17 protein-coding genes are annotated in these 17,414 nt (G+C 62.0%); 6 read left to right on the top strand and 11 right to left on the bottom strand.

Annotated elements, in window-relative coordinates; genetic code table 11:
- The first annotated feature begins 10 nt into the window (after positions 1-10).
- Positions 11-1,012, top strand: coding sequence for an asparaginase (locus ACYAS9_RS08550; RefSeq protein ID WP_463567874.1), 1,002 nt, complete (start codon positions 11-13; stop codon positions 1,010-1,012).
- A gap of 140 nt (positions 1,013-1,152) precedes the next feature.
- Here ACYAS9_RS08550 and ACYAS9_RS08545 read toward each other — a convergent pair whose 3' ends face one another.
- The 5 genes from ACYAS9_RS08545 to pdxR all read right to left on the bottom strand — a co-directional run bounded on the left by ACYAS9_RS08545 (position 1,153) and on the right by pdxR (position 7,117).
- Positions 1,153-2,274, bottom strand: coding sequence for a DUF2314 domain-containing protein (locus ACYAS9_RS08545; protein ID WP_463567873.1), 1,122 nt, complete (start codon positions 2,272-2,274; stop codon positions 1,153-1,155).
- On the bottom strand, positions 2,274-3,185 hold the full coding sequence (locus ACYAS9_RS08540) for a hypothetical protein (RefSeq protein ID WP_463567872.1): 912 nt from the start codon (positions 3,183-3,185) through the stop codon (positions 2,274-2,276). Before ACYAS9_RS08540 ends, ACYAS9_RS08545 begins: the two co-directional genes overlap by 1 nt.
- 117 nt (positions 3,186-3,302) lie before the next feature.
- A complete protein-coding gene (locus ACYAS9_RS08535) occupies positions 3,303-4,175 on the bottom strand; it encodes a bestrophin family protein (protein ID WP_463567871.1) in 873 nt (290 codons plus the stop codon).
- Between the two features lie 110 nt (positions 4,176-4,285).
- A complete protein-coding gene (locus ACYAS9_RS08530; RefSeq protein ID WP_463567870.1) occupies positions 4,286-5,497 on the bottom strand; it encodes a YeeE/YedE family protein in 1,212 nt (403 codons plus the stop codon).
- A gap of 84 nt (positions 5,498-5,581) precedes the next feature.
- Complete coding sequence (pdxR, locus tag ACYAS9_RS08525) at positions 5,582-7,117, bottom strand: MocR-like pyridoxine biosynthesis transcription factor PdxR (protein ID WP_463567869.1); 1,536 nt, start codon at positions 7,115-7,117, stop codon at positions 5,582-5,584.
- Positions 7,118-7,210: 93 nt separating this feature from the next.
- Between pdxR and ACYAS9_RS08520 the strand changes: the two genes are divergently transcribed.
- The 3 genes from ACYAS9_RS08520 (at position 7,211) to ACYAS9_RS08510 (ending at position 9,461) form a co-directional block, all read left to right on the top strand.
- Positions 7,211-7,834, top strand: coding sequence for an FMN-binding negative transcriptional regulator (locus tag ACYAS9_RS08520; RefSeq protein ID WP_463567868.1), 624 nt, complete (start codon positions 7,211-7,213; stop codon positions 7,832-7,834).
- A gap of 10 nt (positions 7,835-7,844) precedes the next feature.
- Positions 7,845-8,291 carry a GNAT family N-acetyltransferase gene (locus ACYAS9_RS08515; protein WP_463567867.1) on the top strand — a complete coding sequence of 149 codons (447 nt, stop codon included), beginning with the start codon at positions 7,845-7,847 and terminating at the stop codon, positions 8,289-8,291.
- A 492-nt stretch (positions 8,292-8,783) separates the two neighbouring features.
- Positions 8,784-9,461 (top strand): GNAT family N-acetyltransferase, encoded by a 678-nt coding sequence (locus ACYAS9_RS08510; protein ID WP_463567866.1) that lies wholly within the window; start codon positions 8,784-8,786, stop codon positions 9,459-9,461.
- A gap of 15 nt (positions 9,462-9,476) precedes the next feature.
- Here the strand turns inward: ACYAS9_RS08510 and ACYAS9_RS08505 are convergent, their stop codons facing one another.
- The 4 genes from ACYAS9_RS08505 to ACYAS9_RS08490 form a co-directional block, all read right to left on the bottom strand.
- Positions 9,477-9,755 carry a helix-turn-helix transcriptional regulator gene (locus ACYAS9_RS08505; protein ID WP_463567865.1) on the bottom strand — a complete coding sequence of 93 codons (279 nt, stop codon included), beginning with the start codon at positions 9,753-9,755 and terminating at the stop codon, positions 9,477-9,479.
- On the bottom strand, positions 9,752-11,077 hold the full coding sequence (locus ACYAS9_RS08500; RefSeq protein ID WP_463567864.1) for a type II toxin-antitoxin system HipA family toxin: 1,326 nt from the start codon (positions 11,075-11,077) through the stop codon (positions 9,752-9,754). The genes ACYAS9_RS08505 and ACYAS9_RS08500 overlap by 4 nt, the downstream gene beginning before the upstream one ends.
- Before the next feature lie 184 nt (positions 11,078-11,261).
- Entirely contained in the window at positions 11,262-13,070 is a 1,809-nt protein-coding gene (gene oadA / locus ACYAS9_RS08495; protein ID WP_463567863.1) for a sodium-extruding oxaloacetate decarboxylase subunit alpha, read from the bottom strand.
- 10 nt (positions 13,071-13,080) lie between these two features.
- On the bottom strand, positions 13,081-14,496 hold the full coding sequence (locus ACYAS9_RS08490) for an acetyl-CoA carboxylase biotin carboxylase subunit (RefSeq protein ID WP_463567862.1): 1,416 nt from the start codon (positions 14,494-14,496) through the stop codon (positions 13,081-13,083).
- A gap of 177 nt (positions 14,497-14,673) precedes the next feature.
- Between ACYAS9_RS08490 and ACYAS9_RS08485 the strand changes: the two genes are divergently transcribed.
- On the top strand, positions 14,674-15,624 hold the full coding sequence (locus ACYAS9_RS08485; RefSeq protein ID WP_463567861.1) for a LysR family transcriptional regulator: 951 nt from the start codon (positions 14,674-14,676) through the stop codon (positions 15,622-15,624).
- On the opposite strand, the gene ACYAS9_RS08480 is transcribed toward ACYAS9_RS08485, so the two are convergent.
- Positions 15,578-15,802, bottom strand: coding sequence for a PA3496 family putative envelope integrity protein (locus ACYAS9_RS08480; RefSeq protein WP_463567860.1), 225 nt, complete (start codon positions 15,800-15,802; stop codon positions 15,578-15,580). The two genes, ACYAS9_RS08485 and ACYAS9_RS08480, sit on opposite strands and share 47 nt — an antisense overlap.
- A 211-nt stretch (positions 15,803-16,013) precedes the next feature.
- On the opposite strand from ACYAS9_RS08480, the gene ACYAS9_RS08475 reads away from it, so the two are divergent.
- Positions 16,014-16,331, top strand: coding sequence for a hypothetical protein (locus tag ACYAS9_RS08475; RefSeq protein WP_463567859.1), 318 nt, complete (start codon positions 16,014-16,016; stop codon positions 16,329-16,331).
- A gap of 94 nt (positions 16,332-16,425) precedes the next feature.
- On the opposite strand, the gene hexR is transcribed toward ACYAS9_RS08475, so the two are convergent.
- Positions 16,426-17,292 carry a transcriptional regulator HexR gene (gene hexR, locus ACYAS9_RS08470; RefSeq protein WP_459745822.1) on the bottom strand — a complete coding sequence of 289 codons (867 nt, stop codon included), beginning with the start codon at positions 17,290-17,292 and terminating at the stop codon, positions 16,426-16,428.
- Positions 17,293-17,414 lie beyond the last annotated feature (122 nt).

Below are 17,414 nucleotides of genomic sequence, written 5' to 3'. Positions count from 1 at the left end.
GAAAAGAACCATGACGCCTGACACTCATCAACCCGCTCTGCGCGTGATGGTTCTTTACACCGGCGGCACCATCGGCATGCAGGCCAGTGCCAACGGCCTGGCACCGGCCTCCGGTTTCGAGGCGCGCATGGCCGCCCAACTGGCTGAACTGCCTGAGCTGGTCGTGCCGCAATGGCGCTTTCGCGAGATGGCGCCACTGATCGACAGCGCCAACATGACCCCCGCCTACTGGCTGCGCCTGCGTGCAGCGGTGATCGACGCGGTGGACGAAGGCTGCGACGCGGTGCTGGTGCTGCATGGCACCGACACCCTGGCCTACAGCGCGGCAGCGTTAAGCTTCCAGTTGCTGGGCCTGAACGCACCGGTGGTGTTCACCGGCTCCATGCTGCCGGCAGGCGTTGCCGACAGCGATGCCTGGGAAAACGTCAACGGCGCCTTGCAGGCTCTGGGCGGCGGTCTGCCAGCCGGTGTGCACCTGTACTTTCATGGTGAACAGCTGCAGCCGACCCGTTGCGCCAAGGTCCGCAGTTTCGGCCGTCACCCGTTCGCCGCGCTGCAACGTTCGCGTGGCGGCGCGCCGGTGACGGATTTGCCTGAGGCGCTGCACTACCGTCAGGCGAAAACCGAAGCGTCGATTGCCATCGTGCCGCTGTTTCCGGGGCTGGGCATCGCCCAACTGGATGGCGTGATCGACAGCGGCGTGCAGGGCCTGGTGCTGGAATGCTTCGGCAGCGGCACCGGTCCCAGCGACGACCCGGCCTTCCTCGCCAGCCTTGCGCGGGCGCAGGACCAGGGGATTGTCGTGGTCGCCATCACCCAATGCCATGAAGGCGGTGTCGAGCTGGATGTGTACGAAGCCGGCAGCCGCCTGCGCGGTGTGGGCGTGGTGTCCGGCGGCGGCATGACCCGCGAAGCGGTAGTGGGCAAGTTGCAGGCCCTGCTGGGCAGCGGCTTGCCGGTGGACGACGTCCGCCGCCTGGTCGAACTCGACCTGTGCGGCGAACTGCGTTAACACTGTTTTTTTGCCTGAACCCGGCCCCGTAGGAGTGAGCGCCAGCTCGCGAAGAGTCCAGTATGACCGACCTGTTTTTATCGTCTGGTCGGCCGCATTCGCGAGCTAACGCTCACTCCTACAAGGTTCGCGTTAAGCGCTCAGAATCCGCGGACGTAGGCCTGCAACTGGTCATGCAGCACAAACGCCAGCAGCAACCCCAGCAGCATCGCCCCCAGATCCAGCGCACGCGATTTACCCAACATCGGGGTACGCTCGCGCAAATGGAAATACCAGGGCCCGGTACACGACACCAGGCCCATTCCTAACAACAGCACCGCCCCCACAAACGGCATCGGGCCGTCGATGCTGACGCCTCGCTGGCCGCCCCAGAAGCTCTGCAACGGCTGCCACACCAGAAAGTACAGCCAGCCCAACGCCGCCAATACCAGCGCCAGGCCAATCGGCCACAGCGGAAAACCTTCTTGCAGCGCATCGATCAACCGTGGCCAGCCGGCCATCTTCGCCAGCATCAGCGGCGTATGACCGTTGCGGTTCGGCGCCTTGGTATCGGCCCCCTGTTTAGCCAGCGCGCGCACGAACTCGAAGTTGCCGGCCAGCACCTCGCGGTGCAGCAGCGTCCAGCCCTCATCGTCGAAATCCTTGACCAGCGTCGGGTCCTGGCGCAGGCCTTCCTTGACCTTGTCCAGCGTGTTGACGCTCATCGGGTGCTCGCTGCGTTCCAGCGTCGCCAGCGCTGCCTGATCGGCCGGGCTGTCGAGGTTACGGCTGAAAAACACCGGCGGGTCTTGCGCCACCAGCGCGATACGCCCGACCTCGCCGAAATCCAGCCCCCAGGCCTGGTCATGCTCATCACGCTCGGCAGGTCCCATGCCGCTGCGCAAGGCATCGACGGTGAAGCCGCCGTAAACCCGGCCGCAGGTCACGTAGATCCAGTCGTTCAAGTCCGCCACCGGCACCGTGACCGGGTCGCCGGCGCGCAGCGAACCGACCCACTGCGGCTCGTTCATCAATACGCCGTGCAGGTTCTGGCCATCGAAATCGATGTCGGTCACCCACATGTTCTCCACCGACGGCGTCGACGGATCGTTTACATCGACTGCAAACGACACCTTGACCGCCGCCAGGTCGAGACCCGGCACAATCCGCCGCCGCTCCCAGGAAATCTCGCGCCAGAGAAACTTGAAGGTCGCCTGGGCGCTGGCCACGGCGGCAGAAAAATCCTCGCTGGCGTCTTGTGTGTAGATGAGTTGCTCAGTCATCAGGCCAGTACCGGTTCGGCAGGTGCAGGTTGCGGATGCTCGTTATGCAGCAGCACATCCAGGCTATTGAGGAACAGGTCATGGCTCATGATCGCGGTAGCCACCGCCGAGAACAGCGGCTTGCCGGCCTCATCCTTGATCACGACCTTCTCGGTCCAGCGGTTCAGGTCGACGCTGCGCAGTACCGACACCGGCACCTGGCGGCCCTGGACTTCCAGGCCATCGCGGCTCAGGTGGATCGGCTGGGTGGTGACCTTGAGGAAGTTGCCGGTGATGCGCTTCATCCACAACTGGCCGGTGCCGATGGCGTTGAACGTCACCTTCTGGCCGGCTTGCAGCGCATTGATCACCACCGGCAAGCGTGCGTTCAGGTACAGCTCGCGCACCTGTTGCTGGAAGTCTTCGAAGCCCTTGAGCGATGCCGTCACCCGGCGGAACGCTTCACTGGCGTTGCGACGGTAAGCGACGTTGGTCACCAGGCCGCTGGTGGCGGTCTGTCCCGAACCGAACAGGTACAGGTCTTCGATCTCGACATACGGCACATAGTCCTTCTGCGAGCCGGTGATCTGCGCGATGCCGTGCTCATAGACCTCGTACACCGGCGTGCGAAGCTTGCGCTGCGAGACATAGATCGCAAACAGGCACACCGCCACAAACGCCAGAAAGGCGCTGGTGCAGTAGATCATCATGCTGTGGCTGGAGAAATGCAGGGTCATGCTGCGTCGGCCGGACGACTCGATGACCACCGGGCCCGTATCGGCCACCGGCAGGATGGTTTGCAGGTACAGGACAAAGGCGGCCAGGCCCAGCATGAAAATGCCGAAGCCCAGGGTAAAAACCAGAAACCCCTTGCCGTGCCTGTAAGTGGCGATCAATTGACCCGGAGCCAACGCAGAAGAGGACGATTGCATGGTGATTTTGCTTCCCTGTAAGACTGTCTGAAGGCCTTTATGAGCCCCGAACGCCGGCTTGGTTCAGCGCTCAGGGCTCTGCGCCGCAGGTTTGTGACCTGCGTCTCAACCGTGTCCTCAGTTGACCCGGCTTTCGATCTCGACACCGTGCCGCATGGAGTCCAGGTTGCGCTCGATGTTCTCGCACAGCGCCTTCATCTGGATTTCATGCTCGCTGGCGCGGAACGGACTCTGCAGATCGGTACCGATCTTTTCGATGGCCAGCAACATGAAGCCCACCACGGTGGAGGCCAGCGGCGTGAACCATTCCAGGGTCTCGACCAGGCCAATCGGTACGATCAGGCAGAACAGGGTGATGAACAGCCGTGGAAAAACCACGTAGGGATACGGCAACGGCGTGTTGGCGATCCGCTCCATGCCGCCCTGACAGTTGGAGATGTCCACCAGCGTCGACTCGATGCGCGCCAGGCGGATGCTGTCCAGGCGCCCGGCCTGGTATTCGCGGGCGATCAGCATCGCCGAGACGCTGAGCAGGTCATTGGGAAAGTTATTGGTCGCATGCCGGCGTTCGAACTCTTCCGGCGAGATCAGCTTTTGTACGTCTTCGCCGCACATGTCGCCCTTGAGGTGCGCCGACAGGCACTTCACATATGCCACATGCCGGTGCAACAACACCGCCTTGACCGGGTTGGGCCCATCGTCGTCTTCGATCAGGGTCAGTACCTGACGGGCGAAGCTGCGCGAACTGTTGACCAGCGCGCCCCACAAGGTCCGCGCCTCCCACCAGCGGTTATAGGCGCTGGAGTTGCGAAAGCTGGTCAGCACCACCAGCGCCGAACCCAGCAGGGTCAGCGGCATGGCCGGGAACGAGTATTTGTAATCGAGGAACAACATGAAATCGACAGTAACGATCACGTCCCAGATCAATAACCAGAACAGCGACCAGCCGACATAGCCAAAGGTCTGGCCGATAAACCTGAGCTTTCCCATGATCATCTTTTGCAAAGGCCACCCCGCTTATCGATAAGTGCGCGGGGCGTCAGTCAAAGCCCCTCGCGATTGCAAGAGACTTTGAATACAAAATGATCAGTTGGTTCGTTTCAGCAGCCGCTGAGTGTCGACTGTGGACGTTCGCCGGGGAAGAAAAACGGCCGCAGCGCGACGCCGATGCAATTGCCCATGTAGGCCGCGATCAGCCACAGCCAGCCATGCAGGCTGCCCGAAGCAATGCCGCTGAAATAGGCGCCGATGTTGCAGCCATACGCCAGGCGCGAGCCATAGCCCAGCAGCAGGCCGCCGATTACCGCCGCGATCAGCGAGCGCCGGGGAATGTCCAGGTTCGGCGCAAAGCGACCGGCAAGCCCTGCCGCCAGTAACGCACCAATCATGATGCCGATGTCCATCACGCTGGTGATGTCCTGCCACACCGGCGCAGCCAGCGCCTTGGCATTACCGGCGCTTTGCCAGAACGGCCAGCTGGCGACATCCAGCCCTGCCGAGGTGGCGATCTTTGCGCCCCACAAGGCGAACGCCGAAGTGATGCCCCATGGCCGGCCAGCCAGTGCCAGGGTCGCATAGTTCAGCAACGCCAGAGCCACTGCGCCCCAGACCAGCAGCCAGGGACCGCGCACCAGCCGTTGCCAGCCGCGATGTTCACTGGTGACCGGGCCTTCAAGCTGGCCATGACGGCGCTTTTCCAGGCGCACCGACACCCAGGCAATCAGGGCAAAAATCGTCAGGTTAAGCAGCAGCGCCGGCACCCAGCCCAGGCTCTTGACCATGGAGATGGCCGGCATGGACGGCAGCGAGAACCACCAGTGCACGTGATGGGTGGCGATCAGCGAGCCGAGAATGAAGAACGCCAGGGTCACCAGCATCCGCGCATTGCCGCCGCCGGCGGTGAACAGCGTGCCGGACGCACAACCACCGCCCAGTTGCATGCCGATGCCGAAGATGAACGCCCCGACAATCACCGAAACCCCGGCCGGCGCCACCAGGCCATTGACCGGCTGGCCGAACAGCGTGCCGGCCGCCAGGGTCGGGAAAAACAGCACCACGGCCACCGCCAGCATGACCATCTGCGCCCGCAACCCGGCGCCACGACGCTCCAGGATGAACACCCGCCAGGCCGAGGTGAAACCGAAGGCGGCGTGATACAGCGTCACCCCGAGCGCGGCGCCGAGCAGCAACAACAGCACCTGGCGCATGCCGACGCTGAGCAGCAGAAACTGCGTGCCCATCAGCAGCAGGAACAGCGCGGCCAGGGGCGCACCCAGCCGGCGGCCCGGCGTGGCCGAAAGCGAATTACTCATGGATTTTTCCAAGCCTGCAAAGAAAGGTCGCGCAGTATAAATACGCTGCCGCTCTGCGGCGCGAAATTAACGTTTTTCCGACAATTACGCCCACGCTTTGCGCAGCCGCACCAGCGCCTCGCTGATCGCCGCTTCCGGCACGGCGGCAAAGCCCAGCACCAGTCCTGCGCGGTCATCCGCAGGCGTGGTCGATTCCGGCAACCAGTAGTCGCTCAGCGGATTGATCTCGACCCCCACCGCGGCCGCCTGGGCAACCAGTTGTTGCTCGCGGGCCAGGCTGTCGACCTTGACCGCCACATGCAGGCCCGCCACCGCACGCGGCATCGGCGCACAACCTGGCAATGACTGCGGCCAGCCGGCCAGCAAGGCGTCGCGGCGGCTCAGGGCCGCGCGGCGCATGCGGCGGATGTGCCGCTGAAAATGCCCCTGGGCGATAAATTGCGCCATGACCGTCTGCGTCACGCCCTCGGAATGGCGCATGTCCAGCGCCCGCCGTTGCCCGAAGGCTTCGACCAACGCCTGCGGCAACACCAGATAACCCAGGCGCAGTGCCGGAAAGACGATCTTGCCGAACGTGCCGACATACAGCACCCGACCCTGACCATCCAGAGCCGCCAACGGTGCCAGCGGCGCGCCGCTGTAACGGTACTCGCCGTCATAATCGTCCTCGACGATCCAGCCATTGCACCGGTGCGCCCAGGCCAGTAATTCCAGGCGCCGCGCCAGGCTCATCACCACCCCGGTGGGGTATTGATGCGAGGGCGTGACATACGCCAGCGTGCAGCCAGTGGCCTCAAGGTCGGTGCAGCACATGCCTTCGCTGTCCACCGGCATGCCCTGCAATTGCGCCCCGGCGATGGCGAAGGCATTGGCGGCGGCGCGATAGCCCGGGTTTTCCACCGCCACCGCATCGCCGACGTCGAGCAGCAATTGTGCACAAAGGCTTATGGCTTGCTGTGCGCCACTGGTGATCACAATTTGCTCAGCGGTACACGCCAGGTCGCGTGAAGAACGCAGGTACAGCGCAATCAGCTCGCGCAGGCGCCGGTCACCGGCAGGCTCCCCGTAACCAAGCTGCTGCAGATCCGGTTTTCGCCAGAAGGCCCCGTACAACTTGCCCCATGTCGCAAAGGGAAACAGATCGAACGCCGGCACACCGACACGAAACGCGCGAGGCTCGCCGCTTCTGGGCGTTGGCAAACGATGCTTTTGCAGACGATCCAGCGCCGTGCTGTGGATAACTTTTTCAGGTGATGGCGCCGGTTTTTTAGAGAGTTTTGTGGATAAACCTGTGGTTAACCTTGTTGATAACCCTGTGGACAACTGAGTGGATAACTGTTTGGTCTGGCTGGGCAAACGCGCCACATAGGTGCCATCGCCCACCCGTCCTTCAGTAAAACCCTCGGCATACAACTGATCGAAGGCACGCATCACGCTGTTGCGCGAGATGCCCAGCGCGGCGGCCAGTTCACGACTGGCAGGCAAGCGCGTGCCGCTGGCCAGCTGCCCGTCGAGAATGCGCTGGCGCAGCCACTGATACAGCTGGCGGCTCAGGCCCTGATTGCGGTCAAGCTGAATGCCGGCCGGGTCGAAAGGAAATACCGAAGGATCAAGAGTCACCTGAATTGGCCTTATCAAATGACTGATTATTGGCTCTTACCAAGAACCAATAGCCTGCCTAGGATTCGCTCATCCGCCAAGGAGAGAATTCGCATGTACGTACCCGCCGCCTTCAAAGACGAAGACCTGCACAGCCAATGGCAGCAGATCGAACACTGCCGCCTGGCGCTGCTGGTGACCCACGGCGAGTCGGGCCTGATCGCCACGCACCTGCCGCTGCTGTTACGCCGCGACCAGGGACCGCACGGCACACTGTACGGCCACCTGGCCAGGGCCAACCCGCAGTGGCGCGAACTGGCAGGCGACACTGAAGTGCTGCTGGTGTTTGCAGGCGAAGATGCCTATGTCAGCCCGTCGTTCTATCCCAGCAAGGCCGAGCACGGCAAAGCCGTGCCGACCTGGAACTACCTGTCGGTGCACGCCTGGGGCCGCCCGCAACTGATCACTGAGGCGGCGCCCCTGCGCGAACTGCTTGGTGCCCTGAGCGAACGCCATGAGGCCGGCCGCGACCAGCCCTGGTCCATCGACGATGCACCGGCCGACTACATCGACAAGATGCTCGGCGCCATCGTCGGCTTTTCTCTGCCCATCGAGCGCCTGCAAGGCAAGCGCAAGCTCAGCCAGAACCGCAGCGCCGCCGACATCGACGGTGTGCGCGAGGGCCTGGCGGCCAGTACCGACCCACACAATCAACGCATTGCTCAGTTAATGAGCTAAAGGAGCTTGCATGACCGACATCCAGATTCGTCCCGTCAGCGCCAACGACCATGCCGCCTGGCTGAAGCTGTGGCAGGCATACCTGCACTTTTACCAGACCGAACTGGCCGACGACGTCACGGCCTCGACCTGGCAGCGCCTGCTCGATAATCAGGAACCGACCCATTCGGCGCTGGCCTGGCAAGGCGACACGGCCGTCGGCATGGTCAACTTCATCTTTCACCGCTCCAACTGGAGCATCGGCGACGCCTGCTATTTGCAGGACCTGTTCGTCGACCCGCAGCAACGCGGCGGCGGCGTTGGCCGGCAGTTGATCGAATACGTCTACGCCCGCGCCCAGGAACAAGGCAGCCACAAGGTCCACTGGCTGACCCACGAAACCAACGCCACAGCCATCAAGCTGTACGAGCGCCTTGCCGAGCGCGGCGGTTTCATTCAATTTCGCAAAGTGCTTTGACCCGATACCTTTAGGAGCCCGCTTGCCGTGGGCCGCACCCGGACGACCGGCTGCGTTAGCAGTCGTAAACTTTCAGCGTTTCATGGATTTCTGTGAGCGCTTCGCACTCAATCGCGGGCAAGCGCGCTCCTACGCCAGCCCACCCACTCAGGAACGTTTCGCAAAGCTCTCTGACACGATACCTGTAGGAGCCCGCTTGACGTGGGCCGCACCCGGACGACCGGCTGCGTTAGCAGTCGTAAACTTTCAGCGTTTCATGGATTTCTGTGAGCGCTTCGCACTCAATCGCGGGCAAGCGCGCTCCTACGCAAGCCTACTCTGGGACGTTTCGCAAAGTGCTTTGACCCGATACCCGTAGGAGCCCGCTTGCCGGCGACCGGCTGCGTTAGCAGTCGTAAACTTTCAGCGTTTCACCGATTTCTGTGAGCGCTGCGCACTCAATCGCGGGCAAGCGCGTTCCTACGCCAGCCCACCCACTCAGGAACGCCGCTCATGTCTGATGCCCTGTTGAACTGGCAACCCGCAAGCCTGCCGACCGTCCAGCCGCTGGAAGGCCGCTTCATTCGTCTGGAAAAACTCGACCCGGCGCGCCATGGCGATGACCTGTGGGCGGCGCTCGAAGGCCCGGCCTCGGACCGCAAGCTCTGGGACTATCTGCCGTATGGGCCTTTTCAGGCACGCGGCGACTTTGATACCTGGCTACAAGGCCACGCCGCCAGCAGCGATCCATGGTTCTACAGCGTGATCGATCGGGCCAGCGGCAAGGTCGAAGGCATCCTCAGCCTGATGTCCATCGTCGCCGCACAAGGCCGCATCGAAATCGGCCACGTCACCTTTGGCGCCGCCATGCAGCGCACGCCCAAGAGCACCGAGGCCATTTACCTGCTGGCCCGCGAGTCCTTTGCCCTGGGCAACCGCCGCCTGGAATGGAAGTGCAACGCCAACAACGCCCGCTCGGTGCGCGCCGCCGAGCGCTTCGGCTTCAGCTTCGAGGGCACCTTCCGCCAGCACATGGTGATCAAGGGCGCCAACCGCGACACCGCCTGGTTCTCGATCCTCGACAGCGAATGGCCGGCCCTGCAACAGGCCTTCGAGCACTGGCTGTCGGTGGATAACTTTGCCGATGGCCAGCAACTCAAGACCCTCGAAGCCCTGCGCAGCGAGGCTTGAAACCTGCGTCGGGCGTCAGCTGATTTGCCGCTGCCGCCTGACCACACCCATCTGCAAACCAAAGGGGCGAAACAGCGCATTCAGCGATTTGAGTGTCGGATTGCCTTCGCCCTGCTCGATCTGGATCAGCGTGCGGACCGAAATCTTGCACAGCCGCGCATAGTCGCTCTGGTGCATCTTCGCGCCCTCCACGCGCAGGCGCTTAACCGCCTCGCCCAGTTGCAGGCTGCCGTCGGCAATGTCTTGCTGGATGCTTTCGATCAGCAGAATGCGGGCATCGATGGACAGCGTCATAGCAGGTTCCAGTCACGTAAACGTTGGTCGAGATGACTCAAGGCAATCGCCGGGTGATTGAAGGCCGCCGCCGGCAAACCGCTGTCGTGCAGCAGGTCCGGCAACGCGCGCAATACCCCGGCGTCCTGACGCAACCGCTCGAAGGCCTGTTGCGGATCGACACTGTTCGCCAGTGCCGCACACGCGCCACGCCAGTCGACTTCACCGGCACGCTCGATGGGCCTGGGCCATTTGCTGCTGCGGGTCACGCCTTCGGCATCCATGACCATGGGCGCAAGGTCATAGATCGGCGCCAGCCTGTAACGGCTGTCTTCACGAATGATCGCGGTGTTGCGGCCATGGTTGTCCGAGTTGCCGAGGATTTTGTTGATCAGGTCACGGCGCAGATAATCGGCCACCAGTTCCGGCACCTCGGCCTGCTGGCCGGCCTGCGTCCACAGCCTGGCCAGGCGTTCGATCACCTGCACATGGTCCATCGGGCTGCCCGGCACCGTGACGCCTGCCAGTGAATACACCGACTCGACCGCCAGCCGCTCGACACCCTGCGCCGTCACCCGGCGGTCGAAGCGCTTCAGCCACAGGCTCGGCTTATTGGCCTGCTCCAGCGCCATGTCGGCAGTGGCCACCGTTTCGATGCCCAACGCCTGCAACGCGCGGTAGTAGAGAAATTCGCAGCGCAAAATGTCCTGGTCATTGTTCAACGCCTGATGACGCGCGAACTTGATGAACCAATGCGCCCGCGCCTGCTCATCGGCCAGCACCGCATCGGGGTACAACAGACCGTCGGGGCCTTGGGTCATCAACAGCTTCGGCGCCTCGCCGCCCGCCCCGGTCGCCCCGCCAATCGCCGCGCCCTGCTCATAGGCGTACTCCAGGAAACGCTGGTCACGGCTGACCACATCCTGCCGCGTAAACCCCAGCGGCCGGTCCTCTTGCAGCGCCGCGAACGATTCCTTGATGCGCAAGTGACCGATCGGCGCCGGCGTGCTGCGGCCCAGCAGATACAGATCGTCACTCATGCCTTCGGGTTTATCGGCGGCAAAAAACTTCAGCAGAAAGCGCTTTGCGGCACCGGCCGGTGCAATGTCATACAAGAAAGCCGGCGCCTGCCTTAACGAAACAGGCTCGAAATCCACTGGCAGGCACGCGCTGACCGCGTTGACGAACGGGCTTTCGAATGCCTGCGGATGAGCATGCACATAGCTGGATTTGTAGGCGATACGGCACGGGCTGCCGAATCCCTTGGCAGGATCGCTGAAGGACAGGCTCATAGCGTCCTGCCAAGTGCCGTCAGTGAAGAGTTGAAGCGTAAGGTTGTACATGCCTGACCTGCATTTTAATGCACTCGGCAAAGGGCTGAGCCGGGCCTATCTGCACTATAGTGCATTTTTCGTAGCATAGCCGGAATACGAAATGCATTTTAATGCAGATCTTTTTTGGCTGACATAAAAAAGGGGAGCAATCATGCTCCCCAATGAGGTTAACCGTTGAATCTGTGCGGGGCTGTCAGCCTTCGATCTCGATCAGGATTTCGCCCGGGTTGACCCGGTCGCCCTTGGCCACATGAATCGCGGCGATCTTGCCGGCAATCGAGGCCTGGACTTCGGTTTCCATCTTCATTGCCTCGGTGATCAACACTGCCTGGCCGACCTTGACTGTGTCGCCTTCCTTGACCAGCACATCGACGATGTTGCCCGGCATGGTGGTGCTGACATGGCCCGGCGCGCTGGCCTGACCGCGCTTGCTGCCGCCGCCGCTGACGAATTCGTTGAGTGGCTCGAACACCACTTCTTCGGGCATGCCGTCGATCGACAGGTAGAAATGGCGCTTGCCTTCAGCCTTGACGCCGACACCGGTGATGTCGACGCGATAGGTCTCGCCGTGCACGTCGATGACGAACTCGGTCGGCACGCCTTCGCCACCGGCGCGGGCCACGCCGCCGGCCTCGGGAATCGGCAGCAGGGCTTCGGGCGTCAGGGTGCCAGCGGCGCGTTCTTCGAGGAACTTGCGGCCAATGTCGGGGAACATGGCGAACGTCAGCACGTCTTCTTCAGACTTGGCCAGGGCGCCGATGTCGGCACGCAGCTTGGTCATTTCCGGCTTGAGCAGGTCGGCGGGACGCACATCGATCAGTTCTTCGTTGCCGATCGCCTGACGCCGCAGTTTGTCGTCGACCGCGCCCGGCGCCTTGCCGTAGCCGCCTTGCAGGTACAGTTTCACCTCATTGGTGATGGTCTTGTAGCGCTCGCCGGCCAGCACGTTGAAGAACGCCTGGGTGCCGACGATCTGCGAGGTCGGGGTCACCAGCGGCGGGTAGCCGAGGTCCTTGCGCACCCGCGGAATCTCGGCCAGCACTTCGCTCATGCGGCTCAGTGCGCCCTGCTCTTTCAGCTGGTTGGCGAGGTTGGAGATCATGCCGCCCGGCACCTGATTGACCTGCACACGGGTGTCGACGGCGGTGAATTCGCTTTCGAACTGGTGGTATTTCTTGCGCACGGCATAGAAGTACAGGCCGATTTCCTGCAACAGCTCAAGGTCCAGGCCGGTGTCGAACTCGCTGCCTTTTAGGGCCGCGACCATCGATTCGGTGCCCGGATGGCTGGTGCCCCAGGCGAAGCTGGAGATCGCGGTGTCGATGTGTTCGGCACCGTTCTCGACCGCCTTGAGCTGGCACATCGCGGCCAGGCCTGCGGTGTCGTGCGAGTGAATGAAGATCGGCAGCGACTGCTCGGCCTTCAGCGCCTTGACCAGCTCGCCGGTGGCGTACGGGGTCAGCAGGCCGGCCATGTCCTTGATCGCCACCGAGTCGCAGCCCATGGCTTCCATCTGTCTGGCCTGGGCCACGAACGCTTCGATGGTGTGCACGGGGCTGGTGGTGTAGGCGATGGTGCCCTGGGCGTGTTTGCCCGAGGCCTTGACCGCCTCGATGGCCACGCGCAGGTTACGCACGTCGTTCATGGCGTCGAAAATACGGAACACATCGATGCCGTTGACCGCCGCCTTGGCGACGAACGCCCTGACCACGTCATCGCTGTAATGCCGGTAGCCGAGCAGGTTCTGGCCACGCAGCAGCATCTGCAGGCGGGTGTTGGGCAAGGCGGCGCGCAGTTGGCGCAGGCGCTCCCACGGGTCTTCCTTGAGAAAACGCACGCAGGCGTCGAAGGTCGCGCCGCCCCACACTTCCAGCGACCAGTAGCCGACCTTGTCGAGCTTGTCGCAGATCGGCAGCATGTCTTCGGTGCGCATCCGGGTCGCCAGCAGCGATTGATGAGCGTCACGCAGGATGGTGTCGGTTACAAAGATCTTCTTGGACATTCTTATCTCCTTACAAGCCGGCGTGGGCGGCGATGGCGGCGGCGATGGCCAGGGCCAGCTCTTCGGGTTTGCGCTTGATCGAGTAGTTGGTCAGTTCCGGGTGCGCTTCGACGAAGCTGGTGTTGAACTGGCCCGTACGGAATTCAGGGTTGCGCAAAATTTCCTGGTAATAGGCGGCGGTGGTCTTCACGCCCTGCAAACGCATGTCGTCCAGCGCCCGCAGGCCGCGGTCCATCGCCTCTTCCCAGGTCAAGGCCCAGACGATCAGCTTCAGGCACATCGAGTCGTAATACGGCGGAATGGTGTAGCCGGTGTAGATCGCCGTGTCGGTGCGCACGCCCGGCCCACCGGGTGCGTAGTAACGGGTGATCTTGCCGAAGCTGGGCAGAAAGCCGTTTTTCGGGTCTTCGGCGTTGATCCGGAACTGCAACGCAAAGCCGCGGTGAATGATGTCTTCCTGCTTGATCGACAGCGCCAGGCCCGAGGCGATACGGATCTGCTCGCGGACGATATCGATGCCGGTGATTTCTTCGGTGATGGTGTGCTCGACCTGCACCCGGGTGTTCATCTCCATGAAGTACACCTCGCCCTCGGCGAGCAGAAACTCCACGGTGCCGGCGTTCTCGTAACCCACCGCCTTGGCCGCGCGCACCGCCAGGTCGCCGATGTAGGCGCGCTGTTCGGGGGTCAGTTGCGGGCTGGGGGCGATTTCGATCAGCTTCTGGTTGCGGCGCTGGATCGAGCAGTCACGCTCGAACAGGTGCACGACATTGCCGAAGCTGTCGCCGAGGATCTGCGCCTCGATGTGCTTGGGATTGACGATGCATTTTTCCAGGAACACTTCGGCCGAACCGAAGGCCTTGGTCGCCTCGGAAATGACCCGTGGAAAGGCCTGCTCCAGTTCTTCACGGCTGTTGCAACGGCGAATGCCGCGCCCGCCGCCGCCGGAGGTGGCCTTGAGCATCACCGGGTAACCGATGCGCTCGCCTTCGACCAGCGCTTCGGCGATGTCGGCCACGTTGCCTTCGGTGCCCGGCGTGACCGGCACGCCGGCCTTGATCATGCTGCGCCGTGCTTCGGTCTTGTCGCCCATGCGGCGGATGACTTCAGCCGACGGGCCGATGAACTTGATCCCGCGCTCGGCGCAGATATCGGCAAGCTCGGCGTTTTCCGAGAGAAAACCGTAGCCTGGGTGCAGGGCATCACACCCGGTTTCAACGGCCAGGTTGACCAGCTTGCGCGGGTTCAGATAACCGGCAAGGGGTTCGGCGCCAATGCTATAGGCTTCGTCGGCGCGTTTGACATGCAGCGCATGTCGATCAGCATCCGAGTAGATCGCCACCGAGCGAATGCCCATCTCGGCGCAAGCGCGCACGATACGGACGGCAATCTCTCCGCGGTTGGCGATCAGAATTTTTTTGATCACTGGCTTTTCCTCGATCATTGGTACAGACCGCATTGTTTTTGTAACAGCACATGTGACGCGTCGACGCACTGCCACCCTATGCGGGATCGGGAATAAACAAAAATCAGTAAAAATTGGGTGAAGCATAAGCAAAGACTTATAGTTGGCCATCACTCAGGCGGGACCAAGGCCAGGTAAATGCGTAAGTCATTGATGCGTATGACATTAAAACAACTTCGTACTTTTAACGAAGTCTGCGATTTGCGCTCTTACAGCCGCGCGGCCGAAGAAATGGCCCTCACGCAACCGGCTGTCAGCTTGCAAATGCGCCAGCTGGAAGAGCTGATTGGCCAGCCACTGTTCGAGTACGTCGGCAAAAAGCTTTACCTGACCGAAGCCGCTGAGGCCCTGCGCCATGCCAGCCGCGATATTTTCGGCCGGCTGGAGAACCTCGACATGCAGCTTTCGGACATGCAGGGCTCGCTGCAGGGCCAACTGAAACTGGCCATCGAGTCGAGCTGCAAATACTTCATTCCGCACCTGTTCGCCGCGTTCAAGCGCCAGTACCCGGAAGTCAGCCTGGCGCTGGCCGTGGTCAATCGTGCGCAGATCATTCGTCGATTGGCAGACAACCGCGACGATCTGGTCGTGATGTCGATGGTTCCGCAGGATATGGACCTTGAGTTTCTGCCCTTCCTGAATAACCCGATCGTGGCCGTGGCGCCGAACGATCATCCGCTGTGCGCGCAGCCGCAACTGGCGCTCAAGGACCTGGAGCCGTGGCCGTTGCTGGTTCGTGAAAATGGTTCAGGCACACGCAAGGCCTGCGAGGAGTATTTCAAGGAGAAGCGTGTTCACTTCAACCAGACCCTGGAAGTGTCCTCCAGCGAAGCCCAGCGTGAGTGTGTGGTGGCGGGGTTAGGCCTGGCCATGCTGACCCGTCATGCCGTCAGCGCAGAGCTGGCCGCCGGCACGCTCACCGAGCTGCCGGTGGCCGAGTTGCCGCTGTACCGCAGCTGGTGCGTGGTTCAGGCGCGCGACAAGCGTCTGTCGCCGGTCGCGCATGCGTTCCTGAACTTCATCCGCACCGAGCGGGCGCAGATCAGCCGGCTGGTCGAGCGTTTCGACGGTCGGAAGAAGACGGGCTGACCTGCCAGTGCTGGTCGGGAAGGCTGTCGAGGTCCAGATAGTCGGAGAGCTTCTGATTCAGACGCCGCTCTTCAGAGTAACTCTCGATCGCACGGCGAAACTCCATGCGGCGCTGGTCTTCCTGCTGACGGCGAGTCTTGACTGAACTGTGCTGCAAATCATCGTAGTGCCGAGCCATTTCCTGTACTCCCAATACGTTGTGCGGGACATACAGAGTGGCCTTGGGCAATGACGAAAACGCGGCAAAAGCGTGACAAGTTGGTGACGATTGACCCGCGATTTCAGGGTTTGAAAAAAATAGATATGTACCGTTTCAAGGCATCGACTCTTCGAGATAGTGGGCTTGCAGGACGCAATGGTCATTCCGGCCACAATCAAGGAGAAACACCATGTGCATGATTAAAAGCGGTTACGCCTACGACAACAGAATGCCAGGCACAGATACCCAGGCTAACAAACTGAGCGTCAAGGCCGTCGTGACGGTAGGTAACACAGCGATCGAACCGGTTCTGGTTCTGAGCGACAAACCCGCTGCGGGCAATACGGTCAATCTGGAGTTGAAGCTGGACCTGGACGGCATTGGCCTGACGGTCCTCAATGACAAGGAAGTGCATTACACGCAACCCAGCGGGGCCGATATCAGCTGCGTGAACATTTTCTTCAATGACAAGATGCTGATCAGCATCGACGTGGAAGTTGTTGTTTGATGCACGCCTGATCGCATGCGCTTTGCCAGAGACCTTCGGGTTTCTGGCATTCAGGCGTGAAGCATGCACCGCTCAGGCAAGGCCTTGAGCGGTGTCAGTCGTCGTGGTTCTTGATCGACTTGGGCGACAACCGCAGGCTGCGCAAGCTGCGTTTGACACTTTTCAGGTGGTTGACCAGGCTCGGCCCACGCGCCATGGCCACGCCCATCGCCAGCACGTCGATGACCACCAGGTGCGCGATGCGCGAAGTCAGCGGGGTATAGATCTCGGTGTCTTCGTGAACATCGATGGCCAGGTTGATGGTCGACAGTTCGGCCAGCGGTGTCTGGCTCGGGCACAGGGTGATCAGCGTGGCGCCGCTCTCGCGGACCATGTTGGCGGTGATCAACAGGTCCTTGGAGCGTCCCGACTGGGAGATGCACACCGCCACATCCGCAGGCTTCAGAGTCACGGCCGACATGGCCTGCATGTGCGGGTCCGAGTAGGCGGCGGCGGTCAGCAGCAGGCGGAAGAACTTGTGCTGGGCATCGGCTGCCACGGCACCGGAGGCACCGAAGCCATAGAACTCCACCCGCGTGGCGCCGGCCATGGCGGTGACGGCCAGTTGCAGGGCGTGCGGGTCGAGGTTTTCGCGCACTTCCATCAAGGTGTGCAGCGTGGTGTCGAAAATCTTCAGGCTGTAGTCGGCGACCGAGTCGTCTTCATGAATCGCGAACTGGCCGAAACTGGCACCCGCCGCCAGGCTTTGCGCGAGCTTGAGCTTGAGGTCCTGAAAGCCGGTGCAGCCGATGGCGCGGCAGAAACGCACGATGGTCGGCTCGCTGATGCCGACGCTGTGCGCCAGATCGGCCATTGAACTGTGCATCACGGCCGCAGGATCGAGCAGCACATGATCGGCAACTTTCAGCTCCGACTTGCGCAGCAGATGACGGGACTGGGTGATGTGTTGCAGCAGATTCACGGGCAGGACTCGATCAAGGAAGCGTTGGCGGGTATGTAGCTGGCTTGTAGTTATACTACATGACCCGCAAGTCGCCCAGTCAGCGCGCCGCAAAAGGTCACAATCACGTACCTCCATGACGT

Source organism: Pseudomonas sp. HP_08, assembly GCF_055284095.1.
This window is presented reverse-complemented; position numbering and strand designations above follow the sequence as displayed.

Coding starts and splice junctions, on each gene's coding strand:
- ACYAS9_RS08505 (WP_463567865.1), bottom strand. CDS start 9,755: ATGACGCTGTCCATCGATGCCCGCATTCTGCTGATCGAAAGCATCCAG.
- ACYAS9_RS08535 (WP_463567871.1), bottom strand. CDS start 4,175: ATGGGAAAGCTCAGGTTTATCGGCCAGACCTTTGGCTATGTCGGCTGG.
- ACYAS9_RS08540 (WP_463567872.1), bottom strand. CDS start 3,185: ATGCAATCGTCCTCTTCTGCGTTGGCTCCGGGTCAATTGATCGCCACT.
- ACYAS9_RS08510 (WP_463567866.1), top strand. CDS start 8,784: ATGTCTGATGCCCTGTTGAACTGGCAACCCGCAAGCCTGCCGACCGTC.
- ACYAS9_RS08545 (WP_463567873.1), bottom strand. CDS start 2,274: ATGACTGAGCAACTCATCTACACACAAGACGCCAGCGAGGATTTTTCT.
- ACYAS9_RS08550 (WP_463567874.1), top strand. CDS start 11: ATGACGCCTGACACTCATCAACCCGCTCTGCGCGTGATGGTTCTTTAC.
- ACYAS9_RS08530 (WP_463567870.1), bottom strand. CDS start 5,497: ATGAGTAATTCGCTTTCGGCCACGCCGGGCCGCCGGCTGGGTGCGCCC.
- ACYAS9_RS08500 (WP_463567864.1), bottom strand. CDS start 11,077: ATGTACAACCTTACGCTTCAACTCTTCACTGACGGCACTTGGCAGGAC.
- ACYAS9_RS08485 (WP_463567861.1), top strand. CDS start 14,674: ATGCGTAAGTCATTGATGCGTATGACATTAAAACAACTTCGTACTTTT.
- ACYAS9_RS08520 (WP_463567868.1), top strand. CDS start 7,211: ATGTACGTACCCGCCGCCTTCAAAGACGAAGACCTGCACAGCCAATGG.
- oadA (WP_463567863.1), bottom strand. CDS start 13,070: ATGTCCAAGAAGATCTTTGTAACCGACACCATCCTGCGTGACGCTCAT.
- ACYAS9_RS08515 (WP_463567867.1), top strand. CDS start 7,845: ATGACCGACATCCAGATTCGTCCCGTCAGCGCCAACGACCATGCCGCC.
- ACYAS9_RS08480 (WP_463567860.1), bottom strand. CDS start 15,802: ATGGCTCGGCACTACGATGATTTGCAGCACAGTTCAGTCAAGACTCGC.
- ACYAS9_RS08475 (WP_463567859.1), top strand. CDS start 16,014: ATGTGCATGATTAAAAGCGGTTACGCCTACGACAACAGAATGCCAGGC.